This window comes from uncultured Aquimarina sp., assembly GCF_947495315.1.
Lineage (GTDB): Bacteria > Bacteroidota > Bacteroidia > Flavobacteriales > Flavobacteriaceae > Aquimarina.
The window spans coordinates 130212-147052 of the sequence record NZ_CANLYD010000009.1 but is presented as its reverse complement, the minus strand read 5'-3'; the positions used below and the strand labels follow the sequence as shown (position 1 = coordinate 147052).

16 protein-coding genes are annotated in these 16841 nt (G+C 33.0%); 8 read left to right on the top strand and 8 right to left on the bottom strand.

Annotated features, from left to right (window positions below; translation table 11 throughout):
- Window positions 1–14: 14 nt before the first annotated feature.
- The 3 genes from Q0910_RS16565 (at window position 15) to Q0910_RS16555 (ending at window position 4308) form a co-directional block, all read left to right on the top strand.
- Entirely contained in the window at window positions 15–2402 is a 2388-nt protein-coding gene (locus Q0910_RS16565; protein ID WP_299218845.1) for an inorganic phosphate transporter, read from the top strand.
- Window positions 2403–2543: 141 nt separating this feature from the next.
- The gene (locus Q0910_RS16560) at window positions 2544–3227 is read left to right on the top strand and encodes a response regulator transcription factor (RefSeq protein ID WP_299218841.1); all 684 of its coding nucleotides are present in this window, start codon (window positions 2544–2546) and stop codon (window positions 3225–3227) included.
- A gap of 1 nt (window position 3228) precedes the next feature.
- Window positions 3229–4308 carry an ATP-binding protein gene (locus tag Q0910_RS16555; RefSeq protein WP_299218838.1) on the top strand — a complete coding sequence of 360 codons (1080 nt, stop codon included), beginning with the start codon at window positions 3229–3231 and terminating at the stop codon, window positions 4306–4308.
- Here Q0910_RS16555 and Q0910_RS16550 read toward each other — a convergent pair.
- The gene (locus Q0910_RS16550; protein ID WP_366142672.1) at window positions 4246–5301 is read right to left on the bottom strand and encodes a glycosyltransferase; all 1056 of its coding nucleotides are present in this window, start codon (window positions 5299–5301) and stop codon (window positions 4246–4248) included. The two genes, Q0910_RS16555 and Q0910_RS16550, sit on opposite strands and share 63 nt — an antisense overlap.
- A 283-nt stretch (window positions 5302–5584) precedes the next feature.
- Between Q0910_RS16550 and trmB the strand changes: the two genes are divergently transcribed.
- From trmB to Q0910_RS16535, 3 genes are read left to right on the top strand one after another with little or no spacing between them, the layout of a single operon-like run.
- On the top strand, window positions 5585–6259 hold the full coding sequence (gene trmB, locus Q0910_RS16545) for a tRNA (guanosine(46)-N7)-methyltransferase TrmB (RefSeq protein ID WP_299218834.1): 675 nt from the start codon (window positions 5585–5587) through the stop codon (window positions 6257–6259).
- A gap of 13 nt (window positions 6260–6272) precedes the next feature.
- On the top strand, window positions 6273–6908 hold the full coding sequence (locus Q0910_RS16540) for a LysE family transporter (RefSeq protein WP_299218830.1): 636 nt from the start codon (window positions 6273–6275) through the stop codon (window positions 6906–6908).
- A complete protein-coding gene (locus tag Q0910_RS16535) occupies window positions 6898–7236 on the top strand; it encodes an MGMT family protein (RefSeq protein ID WP_299218826.1) in 339 nt (112 codons plus the stop codon). The genes Q0910_RS16540 and Q0910_RS16535 overlap by 11 nt, the downstream gene beginning before the upstream one ends.
- Here Q0910_RS16535 and Q0910_RS16530 read toward each other — a convergent pair.
- Together Q0910_RS16530 and Q0910_RS16525 are read right to left on the bottom strand one after the other, a co-directional pair.
- Window positions 7231–8529, bottom strand: coding sequence for a Fic family protein (locus tag Q0910_RS16530; RefSeq protein WP_299218823.1), 1299 nt, complete (start codon window positions 8527–8529; stop codon window positions 7231–7233). The two genes, Q0910_RS16535 and Q0910_RS16530, sit on opposite strands and share 6 nt — an antisense overlap.
- Before the next feature lie 257 nt (window positions 8530–8786).
- Entirely contained in the window at window positions 8787–9611 is an 825-nt protein-coding gene (locus tag Q0910_RS16525) for a hypothetical protein (protein WP_299218819.1), read from the bottom strand.
- A 191-nt stretch (window positions 9612–9802) separates the two neighbouring features.
- Here Q0910_RS16525 and Q0910_RS16520 point away from each other — a divergent pair, with 191 nt between their 5' ends.
- Window positions 9803–10945 carry an Mrp/NBP35 family ATP-binding protein gene (locus Q0910_RS16520; protein WP_299218815.1) on the top strand — a complete coding sequence of 381 codons (1143 nt, stop codon included), beginning with the start codon at window positions 9803–9805 and terminating at the stop codon, window positions 10943–10945.
- A gap of 3 nt (window positions 10946–10948) precedes the next feature.
- Entirely contained in the window at window positions 10949–11188 is a 240-nt protein-coding gene (locus tag Q0910_RS16515; protein ID WP_299218812.1) for a NifU family protein, read from the top strand.
- Between the two features lie 33 nt (window positions 11189–11221).
- Here Q0910_RS16515 and Q0910_RS16510 read toward each other — a convergent pair whose 3' ends face one another.
- From Q0910_RS16510 to Q0910_RS16490, 5 genes are all read right to left on the bottom strand, one after another.
- On the bottom strand, window positions 11222–12367 hold the full coding sequence (locus Q0910_RS16510) for an acyltransferase family protein (protein ID WP_299218808.1): 1146 nt from the start codon (window positions 12365–12367) through the stop codon (window positions 11222–11224).
- A 110-nt stretch (window positions 12368–12477) separates the two neighbouring features.
- Complete coding sequence (locus Q0910_RS16505; protein WP_299218806.1) at window positions 12478–13656, bottom strand: helix-turn-helix domain-containing protein; 1179 nt, start codon at window positions 13654–13656, stop codon at window positions 12478–12480.
- Between the two features lie 12 nt (window positions 13657–13668).
- Complete coding sequence (locus Q0910_RS16500; protein WP_299218804.1) at window positions 13669–14565, bottom strand: metallophosphoesterase family protein; 897 nt, start codon at window positions 14563–14565, stop codon at window positions 13669–13671.
- A 65-nt stretch (window positions 14566–14630) separates the two neighbouring features.
- Window positions 14631–15065 carry a hypothetical protein gene (locus Q0910_RS16495; protein ID WP_299218802.1) on the bottom strand — a complete coding sequence of 145 codons (435 nt, stop codon included), beginning with the start codon at window positions 15063–15065 and terminating at the stop codon, window positions 14631–14633.
- Between the two features lie 135 nt (window positions 15066–15200).
- Window positions 15201–16820, bottom strand: coding sequence for a hypothetical protein (locus Q0910_RS16490; RefSeq protein WP_299218801.1), 1620 nt, complete (start codon window positions 16818–16820; stop codon window positions 15201–15203).
- Window positions 16821–16841 lie beyond the last annotated feature (21 nt).

Sequence of the window (16841 nt, the reverse complement as noted above, 5' to 3'; positions counted from 1 at the left end):
ATTGTAAGAAAAATATGAACGACATTTATATTTTGATGATTATTGCTTTGGCTATGTTAGCCATTGCAGATCTGGTAGTTGGAGTCAGTAATGATGCCGTAAATTTTTTAAATTCAGCGATAGGTTCTAAAGCGATATCCTTTAGAACTATTATGATAGTTGCAAGTTTAGGGATAGCTGCGGGGGCTATTTTTTCTAGTGGATTAATGGAGGTCGCTCGTAAGGGGATTTTTGTACCTAGTGAATTTTATTTTGATGAGATCATGATTATTTTCATGGCGGTTATGATTACAGATATATTACTCCTTGATTTTTTTAATACACTTGGTATGCCAACTTCGACTACAGTTTCTATTGTATTCGAATTATTAGGAGCTGCTGTATGCGTTGCTTTGATTAAAATTGCGGCAGATTCATCCCTTTCTTTTGGAGATTTAGGAAATTATATTAACACCAAAAAAGCAGGTGAAATCATTACAGGGATATTGCTCTCTGTAGTTGTTGCGTTTTCTATTGGGGCAATTGTACAATATGTATCACGATTATTGTTGTCATTTAATTTTGAAAAAAAAGCAAAATGGGTAGGAGCGTTATTTGGAGGGGTTGCATTAACTGCAATACTTTATTTTATTTTTATTAAAGGTATTAAGGGAACTAATTATGCTAAAATAGTTGTTGATACATTCACAAATGATACTGGATTAGGTTTCTTAGAGTGGGCTAATATTCATTTTGAAAGTTCTTATGAAACAGTCAAAGAAATGATTGCTGATAAGAAAGATCTCTTTAAGATTGATGCAGATGCTGGAACAATCGCTACTACTTTAAGAGGGTTTTTAGAGACTAATGTTTTATTAATTGTTGCTGCGGGCTTTGGACTATTATCTTTACTTTCCTATGCATTTATGAGTGTTTTTAAAACAAATATTTATAAACTCATTATTATTGTAGGAACTTTTGCTTTGGCATTAGCCTTTGCCGGAAATGACTTAGTAAACTTTATCGGAGTTCCGATAGCTGCTTGGGAAGGATACCAAATGTGGAATGATTCTGGGATTCCTGCAAACGAATATCTCATGACTTCGCTAAGTGGTAAGGCAGAGACACCAACTTTATTGTTATTAGCCGCTGGACTTATTATGGTCTTAACACTATGGTTTTCGTCCAAAGCGAGAAACGTAGTTAAGACATCTATCGATTTATCACGTCAAGGAGATGGGGATGAAAAATTTCGTCCTAACTTTCTATCCAGAGGTGTCGTAAGAGGAACGGTATTTATTTCTGAAGTTATATCTTCTATTACACCGGAGTCATTTAAGAAATTTTCTGATAAACAGTTTGAAGAACAGGCATTGCCTGTTACTACGAGAAAGGAAGATATGCCGGCTTTTGATATGGTGCGAGCAGCAGTTAATCTTATGGTAGCTGGAGTTTTAATTTCTATAGCAACTTCTATGAAATTGCCGTTATCAACAACCTATGTAACCTTTATGGTTGCAATGGGTACATCTTTAGCAGATAGAGCTTGGGGAACCGAGAGCGCAGTGTATCGAGTAGCAGGAGTTCTAAATGTAATCGGAGGATGGTTCTTTACCGCTATAAGTGCATTTTTGGCGGCGGCACTTATTGCTTTCCTTATTAATTTTAATCAACCGATCATGACAGGTGTACTGCTATTAGTAGCAGTACTTTTATTGGTTAGGAATACGATTAAGTATCGTAACAAGGCAAGAGCGAATAAAGCGGAGGATAGTCTTAAGAAATCAGAAAGTAGTTCAATACAAGGGGTTATTGAAGAAAGTGCAGATAATATTAAATCTTTTGTAAATAGAGGAAATAAAATTTATGGCAATACAATAGATAGTTTGGCAAAATATGATCTAACATCTCTTAAAAAGAGCAGAAAGGGAATTGCAAAACTAGAAACAGAAGTAGAAGAACTTAGAGATAGTATTTTTTATTTTATCAAAAACCTTGACGAATCGAGTGTTGGTGCAAGTAGTTTTTATATTTCTATTCTAGGTTACCTGGAGGATATTACCCAGTCACTTGAGTATATTTCTAAAACTAGTCATAAGCATGTCAACAATAATCATAAAAAATTAAGATTTAATCAGATTAAAGATCTTAAGGAGATTGAGGATGAATTGCAAGAATTTTTTATTAGTATTAAAGATATTTTTGATAGTAGAGAGTTTGGTGGTCTTAATGGTATCATAGAAGAAAAACAAAAATTGTTTACCTTAGTAAATGACAAAATTAATAAACAAGTAGAACGAACCAGAACAGAAGAAAGTAGTCCTAAAAATACGACACTTTATTTCGGGTTACTCATGGAGACAAAAGATCTCATAACAGCTACCATGAATTTGTTAACTACCTATAGGGATCATCAGGATTGATCACGAAATGAGTTTATTAAGTTAACTTAATGTTATGCTTATGAAATCTTTGTGTTAGTTTATCGTTTCCTGGATAAATGTTTATCGATACTTAATTTTATCCTAGTATATTTACGATTAGTGATGTAATTCAATAAAGAAATGAACAAAAAGGATATTACGATTTTACTAGTAGATGATGAGCCGGATATTTTAGAAATTGTAGGCTATAATCTAACTGCAGAAGGCTATAATGTCTTAACAGCTGAGAATGGTAACGAGGCTGTTAAAATTGCTAAAAAGAAAAACCCGCATTTGATCATACTTGATGTAATGATGCCGGAGATGGATGGTATCGAAGCTTGTGAACAGATTCGTAAAATACCGGATTTACAAAATACAATTATCACCTTTTTAACCGCACGTGGAGAAGATTACTCACAAGTAGCAGGTTTTGATGCCGGTGCGGATGATTATATTACAAAACCCATTCGTCCGAAAGTATTGGTAAGTAAAGTAAAAGCGTTACTTCGTAGGTTAAAAGAAGATGATTCATCTGATAATGTAGTAAAGATCGGAAACCTTGTTATTAACAGGGATGAATATAAGATCATTAAGGATAAAAAAGAGATTATATTACCTAGGAAAGAATTTGAATTATTATCTTTATTGGCCTCAAAGCCTGGTAAGGTCTTTAAAAGAGAAGATATCTTGGACAAAGTTTGGGGGAATGAAGTTATTGTTGGTGGACGTACCATTGATGTGCACATCCGAAAGCTAAGAGAAAAATTAGGTGATGATAGTTTCAAAACCATCAAAGGAGTCGGCTATAAGTTTGTAATATAAAATGGCAGAAAATTTTAAGAGATCGTATAGGTTTGCTTACCTGTCGTCTTTATACATAACATTATTACTAACGCTCTTAATGAGCGTTTTTTTGTACGTTCAAGGTCAATTCAATTTTCTATTCGTAGCATTTTTTTTAATTATCTGTTATGCAAGCTGTTTTTTGATTATACAATACAGGGTTCAAAAATTTATTTATCGCCGAGTTCGAAAAATCTATGACGATATCGAAATGTTGGATGTTGATACTGTCGGAGAAAGTCCTGTGACTACAGATATGAAAACTTTGATTAAGGAAGTTGAAAAATTTGCACAGAAACGAAAGACTGAAATAGAAACCTTAAAAATCAGAGAAGATTATCGTAAAGAATTTATGGGAAATGTTTCTCATGAGTTAAAAACACCATTGTTTACGGTACAAGGATATATATTAACACTTCTGGACGGGGCAATGGACGACCCTGCAATTCTTGATAAATATCTTAATCGAGCCAATAAGGGAGTAGAGCGTCTTATTTATATAGTTAAAGATCTTGACATGATTACTAAACTAGAAGTAGGTGATCTGAATCTAAATTACACCAATTTTGATATTATAGAACTGGTACAGAGTGTCTTTGATTTATTCGAAATGAAAGCGTCAAAAAAGAATATAGCGCTAACTTTTGATATGAACTATCAGGAACCTGTTATTGTCCACGCAGATAAAGAGAGAATTCAGCAAGTATTATCTAACTTGATAGTTAATTCTATTAAGTACGGAAAAGAAGATGGTACCACAGAGGTTAGTATAGAGAATTTAATTCGAAATAAGGTCATTGTTAGAGTTACTGATAATGGAGAAGGTATTGCACAAGCACATATCCCTAGATTATTCGAACGTTTTTATAGAGTTGACAAAAGTGGATCACGTAAAGAAGGAGGTTCCGGACTTGGATTAGCTATTGTTAAGCATATTATTGAAGCACACCACGAACGTATCTATGTCGAAAGTGATTATCGAATAGGAAGTGAATTTTCATTTACTTTGGAAAAAGTGAAAAAGTTCCCCGTAGTCGATGTCGGTACTAAAACTACTTAATCCTTTGTAAGCATTTAGATCGTATAACTTTTTCAGCGTAAATTCATTTTGTTTACAGCTAGGAACAAGCTTATTCGAAGTAAGGCGTTCAGCGAGATATTCTTGCTCAAATTGTCCAGGAGTTGGTATGAAAAATGCTCTTTTCTTCAATTTAGCTAGATCCATAACTGTAGTGTATCCCGATCTCGAAATGATTATGTTACTGCTGTTAATTGTATTTTGCAATGTTAAACCAGTTAGGTAGTTGTGTATAGTAATATTATTTTTAATGTAAGTCTTCTGATTTTCCTCAATAATACCTCTAACAAAAACTATTTTTTTATCGCTACGCTCGAATTCTTGAAATAACTTTTGCTCTAATAAAGATCGCTGCGGTTCTGGACCGGATAACAATACCATGATATCATACTTTTTTGGTAAATTTTGATAGGTAAACCTGCTTAAAGGTCCAAGATACGTAACAGGAATATTGCTTCTTTTGGGATGCCCAAGTTCACCGCTTAGACTGGGGTCATCAGCCATATCCGGTACCCAGCAGACATCAAATTTCTTGATGTATTTGTTATGAATTTTTGTGCTAATCGAGGTTGTTTTACCACTAAGAACCGTGAGCTGATGTGTAATGAATACAGAAGGTACGCTTTTGTGTCTGACTCCCATTCTGTTATCAGAGATAATACCATAAAAATCATCAGACTCTATAATACGTTTTGTCACTTTTTTTTCAGTAGTAATAGCGTGTGCTATTTTAGGACTGTTTAAGAGCATTTTAAACTTAAAATTGCTAGCTTTTTTGGAATACTCTATGTTATAGGAAGGAATTTCTTCTGATTTTAAATCAGGAAATTCCTTTTTTAATAAAGCAAGTGCCGCTCCATCCGAAGCTATAACAGGCTCTAAACCTTCATCAATCAAGGCATTTATTATTGGAATACAACGAGTCGCATGACCCAATCCCCAATTAAGTGGCGCTACAAGTACTTTTTTGCTCAAAATCAGTTGTTTTGTAAGTTAATTATTCAAAAAACACATTGTCTTATTTTTAAAATTAATAGTATTCTTCTAAGTATATATTTCCTTAATTTTACCAAAAAATTATGTTTAGGTTAGTGAACCTGTATTTTCAAAAGTGAAACGCATTGAATATACTAGTTGAACGAATCTCGTTGTAGAACGGGATCTATGTAGTAGTTATATTTTGGAGCTGAGAATTGTAGCCCTGGATGTAACATAAAATGAGTTATAGAGTCAAATAGATATAGAAGTAGATAAATAGGTGGGAAGCAAGAATAAATTAAAACGTTTTAATGAAAACAAAACTTTTCAGAATGTAGTAGAACCTACGCGAGAAGAGGTATTGAACAATTCTTTAGGGTATAAAGGAAAATGGAGAGAGAAGTTCTTTAAGAATGAAAATCCAATTGTGTTGGAATTAGGATGCGGTAAGGGTGAATATACTGTAGGATTAGCAGAAAAGTATCCTGACAAGAATTTTATAGGAATAGATATCAAGGGAGCTCGTTTCTGGCGTGGTGCTAAGACGGCCATAGAAAAAGAAATGAACAATGTGGGCTTTATTCGAACTCAAATAGAATTAGTAGATCATATATTCGATACAAACGAAATTGATGAGATATGGATAACATTTCCGGATCCTCAAATAAAGTATAAGCGAACAAAGCATAGAATGACTAACCATGAGTTCTTGCAACGTTATAAGAAAGTTCTCAAACTAGATGGTATCATGCATCTTAAAACAGATAGTGAATTTATGCATGGGTATACATTAGGATTGTTACACGGAGAAGGACATGAGGTACTATATGCTAACCATAATGTGTATCATCAAGAAGGTTCACCTGAGGAGGTAACAACTATACAGACTTTTTATGAAAAACAATACTTAGAAAAAAATAAACCTATAACTTACATCCAGTTTAAAATTACCTAATTGCGTCATCGATTTGGAAACAACTAAACTCTTTCTCGTAACATTTTTTGCATCCTTAGTTGGAGTAATTCCTCCAGGGTTGATTAATATGACTGTTGCTAAGACTTGTTTGGAAAGAGGAAAGAAAAATGGAATCTTAGTAGCAATTGGAGCTTCGGTTGTTGTTTTTATCCAAGCATTATTCGCTATTTTACTGGCAAAATATATATTTTTTAATCCTTATGTGAAAAATATACTGCTCAGAACTGGAGCAGTTATATTTTTTCTAATGGCTATTTACTTTTTTGTTAAAGCAAAACAAAGAAGGACCAAAATTAAGGTATATAAACACGCAGGTTCGCGTAGCCTCTTTAAAGGAATGATGATGTCCGCGATCAATGTACTACCTATACCTTATTTCTGTACGATTGCTGCGGCTATGAGTGTAAGTGGAAAAATAGAATATGATGCATTAAGGATTGTAATATTTGGTGTTGCTGCCGGAATCGGGACTTTTGTAACCTTGTATTTTTACGTATTTTCTTTTCTTAAGATCGAAAAGAAAACCGCATCAATAACTAAATATTCTAACTATTTTATGGGGATATTAATGTTGATTTTAGTAATGTTAACTTTGGCTAGAATAATTTATACCTGGGATGAAGGATAAGAATACAAACGAAAATTTCTTTGATCGAGTTTATGAAGTAGCAAGACTAATTCCATATGGTAGAATTACTTCCTATGGAGCAATTGCTAAATATCTGGGTGCAGCAAGAAGTGCCCGAATGGTTGGTTGGGCTATGAACGCTTCTGGTAAACAAGAAGATGTACCTGCGCATAGAGTGGTAAATAGAAAAGGAATCCTCACCGGGAAACACCATTTTGATGGCACAAATTTAATGCAACAACTACTAGAAAATGAAGGTGTTGAAGTAATAGATAATCAAATACAAGATTTTGAAAAATTGTTTTGGGATCCAATGAAGGAATTATGAAAATTTCTTATCAAAGTGATCTCCTTTCCAATAATTTGATGTTTTTTTATTGATATAAATTTTCTTTAGAATATCTTTTTCTACTAAGCTTTCTAAGTCAGTTCTGGCAGTTTGATTAGTTACAGAAAATATGTTTTCTATTTCTTTAACAGAAAAATGCCGATTTTCATTCTCTTTTATCCAAAACAAAAGTTGTGCTTGTCTTTCATTGATATTTGATTCCCTATAGAAAATGGATAATTTATCTTCTTCTTTTTTCTTTTTGGAAACGTATTTTTTCAAATCCTCAAAGGCTTGTGTAAGTACTTTTAGTTGATAATGGATAAAATAAGTTACATCCATATCATCTATTTCAGTATAGATATATGCCTTTTCATACTGGACTTTAGTTTTCATGATTACTCTTGATATAGAAAGATATTCTGCTAACCAATATCCTTCCTTAAGTAAATACCAATAAAATATTGCACGAGCAGTTCTACCATTACCATCAACAAAAGGATGAATATAACCTATCAAAAAATGTAATATACTTGCTTTCACAATAGGGTGAATAAAACTATCTTTTGGATTATTATTAAAGAAATCACAAAACGACTCCATTAACCTAGTAAGCAATTTGAAATCGGGTGGGGTGTGTACGATTTCTCCTGTAATTTCATTCATCACATGTATTTCATTATTATTCCTAAAAACACCTACTTTTTTTTCTTCAAGCGTGTTTTTAGTAACTAAACGGTGGATTTGATAGAGTTTTTCTACTGAAATATCATCGGTTTTATGATCACTGATATATTGAATAGTTTCATAGTTATTCAGAATCATTTGCTCCGATTTGTTTTTTGGACTTTTATTTTTTCGAAGCATGTCTTTTGCCTTTACTCTTGTGGTAGTTGCACCTTCTATCATAGAAGAAAAGATAGACTCTTCCATCAATGCATTATTTAGATATTGCTGTTTATCTAATTCCGAAAGTAATTGCTCTTTTTGCAATCCAGCACCAAAGTTATGATCTAAATAGTGAAGTTTTTTCTGTAAGCTATTATTAATATTGAATGTATAACTTATATTTTCTATAGAAAATAAACGAGCATTAAGCAGTCTTTTATATTTAATATTGAACCAAATTTTTTCATTTTTCCAGTTTCCGGCTTTCAGATATTTTACTTTGTCCCAAAACAAGTATTCATTTTCAATCTTATTAATTGTATCAAAAATGGCATGTGATTGGGACGCGATTAGCGCATCTAATTGGTTTTTATTAAGCTTAAATTCAGGTGCTTTTTCAATCATATTTCCTAATTTTTGAAAAATTTACAAATATCATCAAATATACGATTTATCCTATTATTTCCTAATTTTTGAAAAATTTACAAATAATAGTAAAAACTGCATCAGGGATAGTAACCCTTCGATACCTGTCTGCCTATGGAGGAGGCTCAGGACAGGCTTCATCCTTTTTTGTTGTCATGCGTAGCTTAGCGAAGCAAGCAAACAAAAAAGATATAGCGAATAGCACGCCCGGACGCCCTTATAATGCATAAATCGTGTTAAAAAGAAATACCGACACCAATAGAAAACATAGAAAAATCCTGATTCCCAATCTTAAGATGCTCATATCCACCAGATATCTTATAACGATCCACATGATAATTTAATGATCCAGTAAACTTATTAACTGTCCGATTATTGATAAAGGTTTGATTAAAGACAGCTTCTACACTCAATGGTTTCGCAAAAAAAAGTTCAGCACCTAGACCATAAGTAAAACCTAATTCATCCACTTCTCCATCCACATAGGCAGCTCCTATACCCCACCATGCATTAAATCGCTCAGTTCTTACCCGGTGATATTTAGCCAATGCTGTATACATCGCAAGGGAATTATCTCCAAAATTAGTATTTTCCTCCCATAACTGAAGGTAGTCACCTTCGAGGCTGATTCGTTTTAAAAACCAAATTTCTCCATTTAGATGATTCCCATACAATTTACCATTTTCGGCAATAAATCTATTTGATATTGTTGTTCTAAAAACTTCGGTGTCGTCACCCCATTCATAAGAGTAATTTCCTTTTGTTTTATTGTAGTAAGGGTATTTGGTAATAGAAGCATCGTTAGCAAGGTGCTCTTTTTCAATAGGTGTTTCGAATACTAGCCCATATGTTATGCCCCAAAATATACTTACAAACAACTCACCGAAGGTATCTGCAACAAAGCTATTTTCTGAGTCAGAAGAGCTATTATTATATCTTGACTGAGAACTACTCCCCCCTTCCTTTTTTGATAAACTTTTTTCTGCTTTTTCTAGTTTCCCTTGACTATTCCCTTGATACGTAAAAAAGGATAAGAATAAAATAAATAATATGTGTCTCATAATATGATTGTGTGGAATTTTGAATAGGGAATTAACACGAATTATACCATTTTTTAAAATGTGTTATCATTACCTCCGATATAGCTATAAATCATTTCAATTTATAGGCTTTATAATCTTAACTTTTCGAGCTATCTTTGCGTTTAGAATCATTCTAGATTGATTCATTTTTAGAAAAAGAAATAATACTCATGAAGTTAGAAAAATCAGATATATTAAAAGCGCTAGAGACTATTACGGTTGCTGGAGAAGGAAAGAATATGGTAGAGAGCGGTGCTGTAAAAAATGTAATCACATTTGGAGATGAAGTGATTGTTGATTTAGAGTTATCTACACCTGCATTACATATCAAAAAGAGAGCAGAAGTTGATGTAATGAAAGCTATTCATGATAAAGTATATGAAAAGGCCAAAATAAAAGTGAATGTCAAAGTAGAAGCTCCTGCAGCTAAACAACCTGAAAAAAATGTTATTAAAGGGAAGCCGATTCCTGGAATTAAAAATATTATTGCTGTTGCATCAGGTAAAGGAGGAGTTGGTAAATCTACTGTGACCTCTAATCTAGCAGTTACCTTGGCCAAAATGGGCTTTAGTGTTGGGTTATTAGATGCAGATATCTATGGGCCTTCTGCACCGATTATGTTTGATGTAGAAAGAGAAAGGCCATTATCTGTTAAAGTAGGAGATAAGTCTAAAATGAAACCCGTTGAAAATTATGGGGTAAAAATATTGTCCATAGGATTTTTTACGCAACCTAACCAAGCAGTAGTATGGAGAGGTCCTATGGCTGCCAAAGCATTAAATCAGATGATTTTTGATGCAGCTTGGGGAGAATTAGATTTCTTACTATTGGATTTACCGCCAGGAACGGGTGATATTCATTTATCGATTATGCAATCTTTACCGATTACAGGAGCTGTTGTTGTTAGTACACCTCAGAATGTAGCACTTGCTGATGCCAGAAAAGGAGTAGCAATGTTTCAACAAGATAGTATTAGCGTGCCTGTTCTTGGGATCATAGAAAATATGGCATATTTTACTCCAGAAGAACTTCCTAACAATAAATATTATATCTTTGGTAAAGAAGGCGCTAAACATCTTGCGGAAGATATTGATGTTCCGTTTTTAGGAGAAATACCTTTAGTGCAAAGTATACGCGAAGCGGGAGATATAGGTAGACCTGCTGCATTGCAAACGGCAACTCCTATAGAAAAAGCTTTTGAAGAATTGACAAGGAATGTTGTGCAAGAGGTTGTAGCCAGAAATGAAAACCTACCGCCTACTGAAGCGATTAAGATAACAACAATGGCAGGATGTTCTGCTATAAAAAAATAAAAAATGACTTCTGAAGAATTAAGAATTAATGTAGAAAAAGCACTAGATGAAATTCGTCCTTTCTTAGAAAGTGATGGAGGAAATATTTCACTGGTAGGCATAGAAGATGATAAGAGAGTCAAGGTACAACTTGAAGGTGCTTGTGTAGGTTGTAGTGTAAATCAAATGACACTAAAATCAGGAGTGGAGATGACAATCAAGAAGTATGCTCCTCAAATTGAAGAGGTGTTAAACATCGAATAATATAATTTTATTAAATTTTTGTAAATCATATGCTCAAGAAGAATCTTTTTCTTGAGCATATGGTTTTTTTAAACCAAAGAAAGGATGCAATACCGGAATCTTTAAAATAACCCAGTGATAGATCACCCAACTAATTCCAAAAGTACCTATAGTTAACAACATGAATTTTGGCAAAAATCCCCAATTGAGATTCATGATATAATATCCAATGGTTATCGTGATCGTTTGATGCAAAATATAAAACGGATAGACAGCTCTATTGCAATAGACAAGTAGATCACTTTTTGTATTTAAAAATTTAGCTCCATATCCTAAAATAACCAAAATCCAAGACCATAGATTCATAACCTTAATTAGTGCCTCAGAACAATGAATAAGAAGGCTATCTTGGCCTTGTATCCATATAAAAAGCTGAATAGAAAAGGCAAAAATTCCGATGATTAATGCTTTAGACTTTATAAGATCAAGACTTTTCCAGAATGTTTCGCCAGAAGAGATAAGTATAAAACCAAAAAGGAAGAATGCCAAAGAATTAGTAAAATTGAACCAATCATCTATTAAAGCGTGTGTTGTAGGAAAAAAAGGTTCAACCAATACTTCGAAAAAGTATAATGGTATAATAAATAGATATAATCCATACGGTTTTTGAATCTTTTGTTGGATCCAATTAATAAATCCTGGTGCATTTCTTTTAATTTTGATGAATACAGGAGAAAGAATAATAGAAAACACTAATAAATAGGGTAGAAACCATAGATGATGCCAGCTGATGTTTCCCTCAGGGTATACTCCTATAAAAGCTTCAGTTGTTAAATACTCAACATAAGATCCGCTGAATTGATTAGTTACTAATCTCTCAAAATAAATCTGCGGAGGAACAATAAATAGCATACCAAATAATAAAGGAATCAATAGCCTTTTAATTCGTTCTAGATTAAATTGCCAAAGATTTCGATAAGACAGTGCATAAAATGTACCCATACCCGATATAACAAACAGAATTGGTAAACGCCATTGATTTAAAAAGAGCATTGGCCAACGAATCCAATCGTAAATCACGTTGTTTTTAATATGCCATCCCCAAGGAACAAAAAACATTCCTACATGATAAAAAATGAGTAATCCAAATACAATAACACGTAGCCAATCTAAATCGTAACGACGAATCTTTTTATCCATAATTTTTGAAAAATTTGTTTCCTCAAAAGTGAAATATTTCTCTTCTAATTGGATAGGAAATGAAGCAAATTATGTGTAGAATTATAATTTTGGACGTCTTCTAATATGTATTAGTCAGTTTTTTGAAGTGTGACAAATGCTTTGGGAGATATCGCTACGTGTTTTTTGAATGCATTGTAAAATGCAGATTTTGATTTAAATCCTACAGAATTCCCAATCGCTTCGATGGTAAGGTGACTGTATTCCGAATCTGTTAAACGTTTCTTAGATGCTTCAATTCTATATTGATTGATAAAATCATTAAAATTAAGACCAGTGTATGTATTAATTACCTGAGAGATATAATTGGAGTTTGAGTTTAGCTCTTCGGCCAAACTTTTTAAGGAAGCAGAACTCAGTAGATAAAATTTGTTCTTCTCCACAAATTGCTTGATATCATCAATTGAAATTTCCTGACTCTTAAATCTTGAAGTTTCGTATTTATCAGCAATCCAGGAATTTTCAAAAAAACGAGATTCTGACAATAATATGACGCTGGTAATACTAACTATAATTGTATTAAAAATGAATATAAAATGATCTCCACCATCATCTTCAAAATTTATATACACGATAAATATGAGCAAGAAAAAAGCAAGAAGCCCGAGAGAGATGTTTTTAGAGAAATCGAATTTATTGATACTTGTATTTTCAGCGCTCAAGATTTTCTTTTTAGTTCTGTTTATTAGAATAAGACGCATTGATAAAATGATGTAAAAAACGAAACTCGCTAAAATCAACCATCTAAATTCATCTTTAATCCATAAGTAACTATAATCAGTGTCTTTAGGAATTATCACTTTTTCTATGTCATTGTAATAAGCTCCTAGGTAAGCATTAATCTTAACAGATATTGGTTGAAGATAATATTGTATTTGCGATAAGAAATATAAAACAGATGGTACTAAATGAATCCAGTGCTTTTTTAAAGTGATTGATTTTCGTGTAAGTAGCGTATATACAAAAAGGTATATTGATGGAGCCAGAAGTAGTACTAACGGTTCTGTACTATCATTAAAATGAGGTATATATTTTATTAGACCAGTATAGCATAAGAAAACATCTGTAGCAATGATAGATTGGATTAATAATGACCAACCATAGATTCTGAAGGCATTATTTTTATTAGAAGTACGAAGTAAGAGAACAAAGCTTACTAACAATCCAATAAAAATACCTAGGCTAATAAAATAGGAGACAAAATCGTGCCGGATCGGAATTTGTTCTAGTACTTGATTAATGTTTTCCATACGAATACAATATTAATCAGTAATGAAATCGGTCAATTTTTGAGGTCCCTCCAGAGGTACTCTAATAATTTTGAGAGTTCCATCTTCTGTAGTAGCGATTTGCCATTTGATTAAAGTGATACTTCCATTTTCGATTTCAATTCCGGTAATTGACCTTGGATGTACACAACTTCCATCGTTAAAAAGTGCTAATTCACCAGCTTCAGGAAAACGAGGGCGATGGGTGTGACCTATAATAGTAAATTGATTTTCATGATTAGCAATCCATTTTTTAATTCTTCGCTCTACTTTAATAGTTTCTTTGTAATTTTTAGCAGGACTGGTTGGATCAGCGATTCCTACAACCTGAAGAGGCTTCCACAAAACACGAACCAGGAATCTATTAATTCTCCATCCTACATAGTTCATAAAATCTGCTTGATGGCCGTGTAAAAGAAATATATCTTGCTTGGAATCCTGATGTTTTAGTATAATTGCTTCCTGAAATTGTATTTCAGGAAAAAGAGGAGTCTCTTGATTTGTTTTTTGATCAAAATAAGTGCTTAAATGCTTTTTTACATACTTTTGATCTCGATAAACCATATCATGATTTCCCCATATCATTTCTAGTCTATTTTCGAAAAAGAATTTTTGAAGTAATTCGAATACATTTTTATGTGCTCTAAGAATAGTTTCAAAATTTAGGTTTTCCCATAGTTCATCACCATCTCCTAATTCACAATAGGTAAATCCTTCATTATAATAATGTGTCAACGCGTGGAAGTAGATATTTCGATTATTCGCAAAATCATCTGCAAAACTATTATCACCTCTATGGCAATCACTAAACAAGATAAATTTAGAACTGTCATCAAAAGAAATGACTTTTGCATTCTTATAAGCGCGATCCAGACGGGATTGGGATGACATATAAAGTACTTTTTGTATAAATATACAATACTATATGTTTTTTGTAGACTACTATTTAATAAATATTAATGATGGGTTAGTATCTGTTTTTTTTGTAAATGGAAATTACTTAAAACCATCAGGAAAGCAACTATATATAACCACCAAGTCTGACTATAGTTAAGATAATAGGCGATCAGTAAAATAGAAAGCCCTGAAGTATATAGTAGGACATTAATCCAGGATTTGTTTTTATAATGTTTCCACATTAGTATCATACTACCCAAAAGAAATGTTGTAAGAATAATATATTTCCATTTAGAGTTGTATTCCAGTTGTCCGAATCCTATAAAACTAAAAAACGAAGCATAAGCCGCCCAACAGAAGGCACATTTTGGGAATAGAAAAAACACAACAGCAGATAGTATATTCAGAGCGCTCATTTTCTTTGTATGATTACCAACTTGTTTTTTTGAAGTTTTGGTAGCACAAGAACAGGAGTTTTTGTTTGAAGTATACATTTGCTGTTGTGTTTTATAATTAAACTTGATTGTAGGCAAAAAAGGGGTGTTAAAATGATATATTATTTAAAGCAATCAAAACGAAGTGAATACGATGCTTTGTAAAAACCTCGCTTGATTGTGATCGTAAATCAGTTAGTTGGATGGTTTTTTAGGCTTCCCTTCTTCCCATTGTGCTTTGCCAAGCAGCCAGCTAAAATCTCCACTTAACTGGTCTCCTGATGTTACTTTTCCGTTTTTATATTCATAGATTCCAGCACTAGAGTGACAACCCATACAGCTTTCTGTACCAAAAATAGTAATATCACTCACAGGATTTGCTTCCATTAAATTGGATGCCGATTGGTTTCCTCCCTGGAAAAAAGTCTCCATAGTGATATTGGTTAGTAACGCCAGATTAGGGTTTCCACCAGGTTTATTAACAACAGATTCTGGAACTTTATATCCGGCCTCTGTATGATTTCCTGGAAGAGCGTTTTGATCTAATGGATATTGAGTATCGATTAGTTGATAATACTGCCAAACACTTTTTTGCTGTTTAAAATAGGTTTGCATCTTTTCATTTACTCGTTGTACACGAACAGGTATGTCCACCATACGTTTAGCCTGGGTTTTCATTACGTCACTATTAGCGTAATATTTATCTGTATTACTACTAGAAATGGTCCAAAAATCTCCGTGTGCTCCTTTGTTATGAGTATAGGTTGTGCCACCGTTTGTTACATCTACATTTACTGGACATATCTCACAATTTGGATCTGTTAGTGAAGGAGGGGTTACCGTTGTCTTCCCATCTTTTTCAATAACATTTTGATCTAGATTATCAATATGTTCGAATGTAGACCATACCCATTGTTTTCCCGTTGGCGTTTTTTGACTAATATGAAAACCAATCATGCCTAAATCTTTTTTAACTAAAGAAGTCCCATCAGGGGCAATGATATATCCTTCTTCTCTATAGTACCGATCTTTAATGTCAGTATCTTCTAATATTTTCCAGGCAAATTTGATTTCTATTGCTCCCAGCTTATTGTTTTTATAATCTCCTTTTGGAAAATTTGCAATACCGCTTTCAGAAAATTTTGTTTGTCCATTTTTGTTATAAAGTTTATTGGTAACAATATAATCAAACTCTTCTTTGTTCATTAACACTTCATACACCACCACATTTCCGTTTTGATCAAATAATTTTCCTGCAAAAGCCTGGTCTACTTCATCAGCGATATCAAAGTTTTTAGGGTGTGTAGGTGTAGCAGAAGAAAGTACTAATCTGGCATCTTCGGATATCTTATCATCGTGTAATCCTAATCCAGATGCAGTTCTTGGGCTTCCCCAAGGAGCAGGCGTTTTTCCATCCTTGCGATATACCTGGAAGGCTTCTTTCCAACTTAACCATGTAGGTTCTCCTTTATCTGTAAATTTCTCCGTTGGTTTTCCTTTTTCATCTCTGGGCCACATAATAGCTATAAATGCTTGCCAGCTATATTCATTGAATTTCTCATTAAGCTTGAATATATTCTTTTTGTCTTTCAGTTTTTTTTGAATTACAGGATCCACGTCTACAGGAATGTCTGCAGAAAACTTAACAGGAGAAGGAATTTTTTTATAATCATTCTCATTAATAGTTACTTCAGCTTTATCATTATTCCCTTCTATCGTTACCTTATCATCACAAGAAAATAGTAGTAGCGAAATACATAAAATCATCGCGAGTTGATTCAAATTTGAGTAGAAAAGTTGTAGTGTGTGTTTCATAGTATAAAAAATTTAAGGTTA

Excerpts from the sequence above, each read along its gene's own strand:
- Q0910_RS16525 (WP_299218819.1), bottom strand. The coding sequence starts at position 9,611 with ATGAGACACATATTATTTATTTTATTCTTATCCTTTTTTACGTATCAA.
- Q0910_RS16510 (WP_299218808.1), bottom strand. The coding sequence starts at position 12,367 with ATGGATAAAAAGATTCGTCGTTACGATTTAGATTGGCTACGTGTTATT.
- Q0910_RS16495 (WP_299218802.1), bottom strand. The coding sequence starts at position 15,065 with ATGTATACTTCAAACAAAAACTCCTGTTCTTGTGCTACCAAAACTTCA.
- Q0910_RS16530 (WP_299218823.1), bottom strand. The coding sequence starts at position 8,529 with ATGATTGAAAAAGCACCTGAATTTAAGCTTAATAAAAACCAATTAGAT.
- Q0910_RS16555 (WP_299218838.1), top strand. The coding sequence starts at position 3,229 with ATGGCAGAAAATTTTAAGAGATCGTATAGGTTTGCTTACCTGTCGTCT.
- Q0910_RS16520 (WP_299218815.1), top strand. The coding sequence starts at position 9,803 with ATGAAGTTAGAAAAATCAGATATATTAAAAGCGCTAGAGACTATTACG.
- Q0910_RS16515 (WP_299218812.1), top strand. The coding sequence starts at position 10,949 with ATGACTTCTGAAGAATTAAGAATTAATGTAGAAAAAGCACTAGATGAA.
- Q0910_RS16490 (WP_299218801.1), bottom strand. The coding sequence starts at position 16,820 with ATGAAACACACACTACAACTTTTCTACTCAAATTTGAATCAACTCGCG.
- Q0910_RS16560 (WP_299218841.1), top strand. The coding sequence starts at position 2,544 with ATGAACAAAAAGGATATTACGATTTTACTAGTAGATGATGAGCCGGAT.
- Q0910_RS16565 (WP_299218845.1), top strand. The coding sequence starts at position 15 with ATGAACGACATTTATATTTTGATGATTATTGCTTTGGCTATGTTAGCC.
- Q0910_RS16535 (WP_299218826.1), top strand. The coding sequence starts at position 6,898 with ATGAAGGATAAGAATACAAACGAAAATTTCTTTGATCGAGTTTATGAA.
- Q0910_RS16505 (WP_299218806.1), bottom strand. The coding sequence starts at position 13,656 with ATGGAAAACATTAATCAAGTACTAGAACAAATTCCGATCCGGCACGAT.
- Q0910_RS16500 (WP_299218804.1), bottom strand. The coding sequence starts at position 14,565 with ATGTCATCCCAATCCCGTCTGGATCGCGCTTATAAGAATGCAAAAGTC.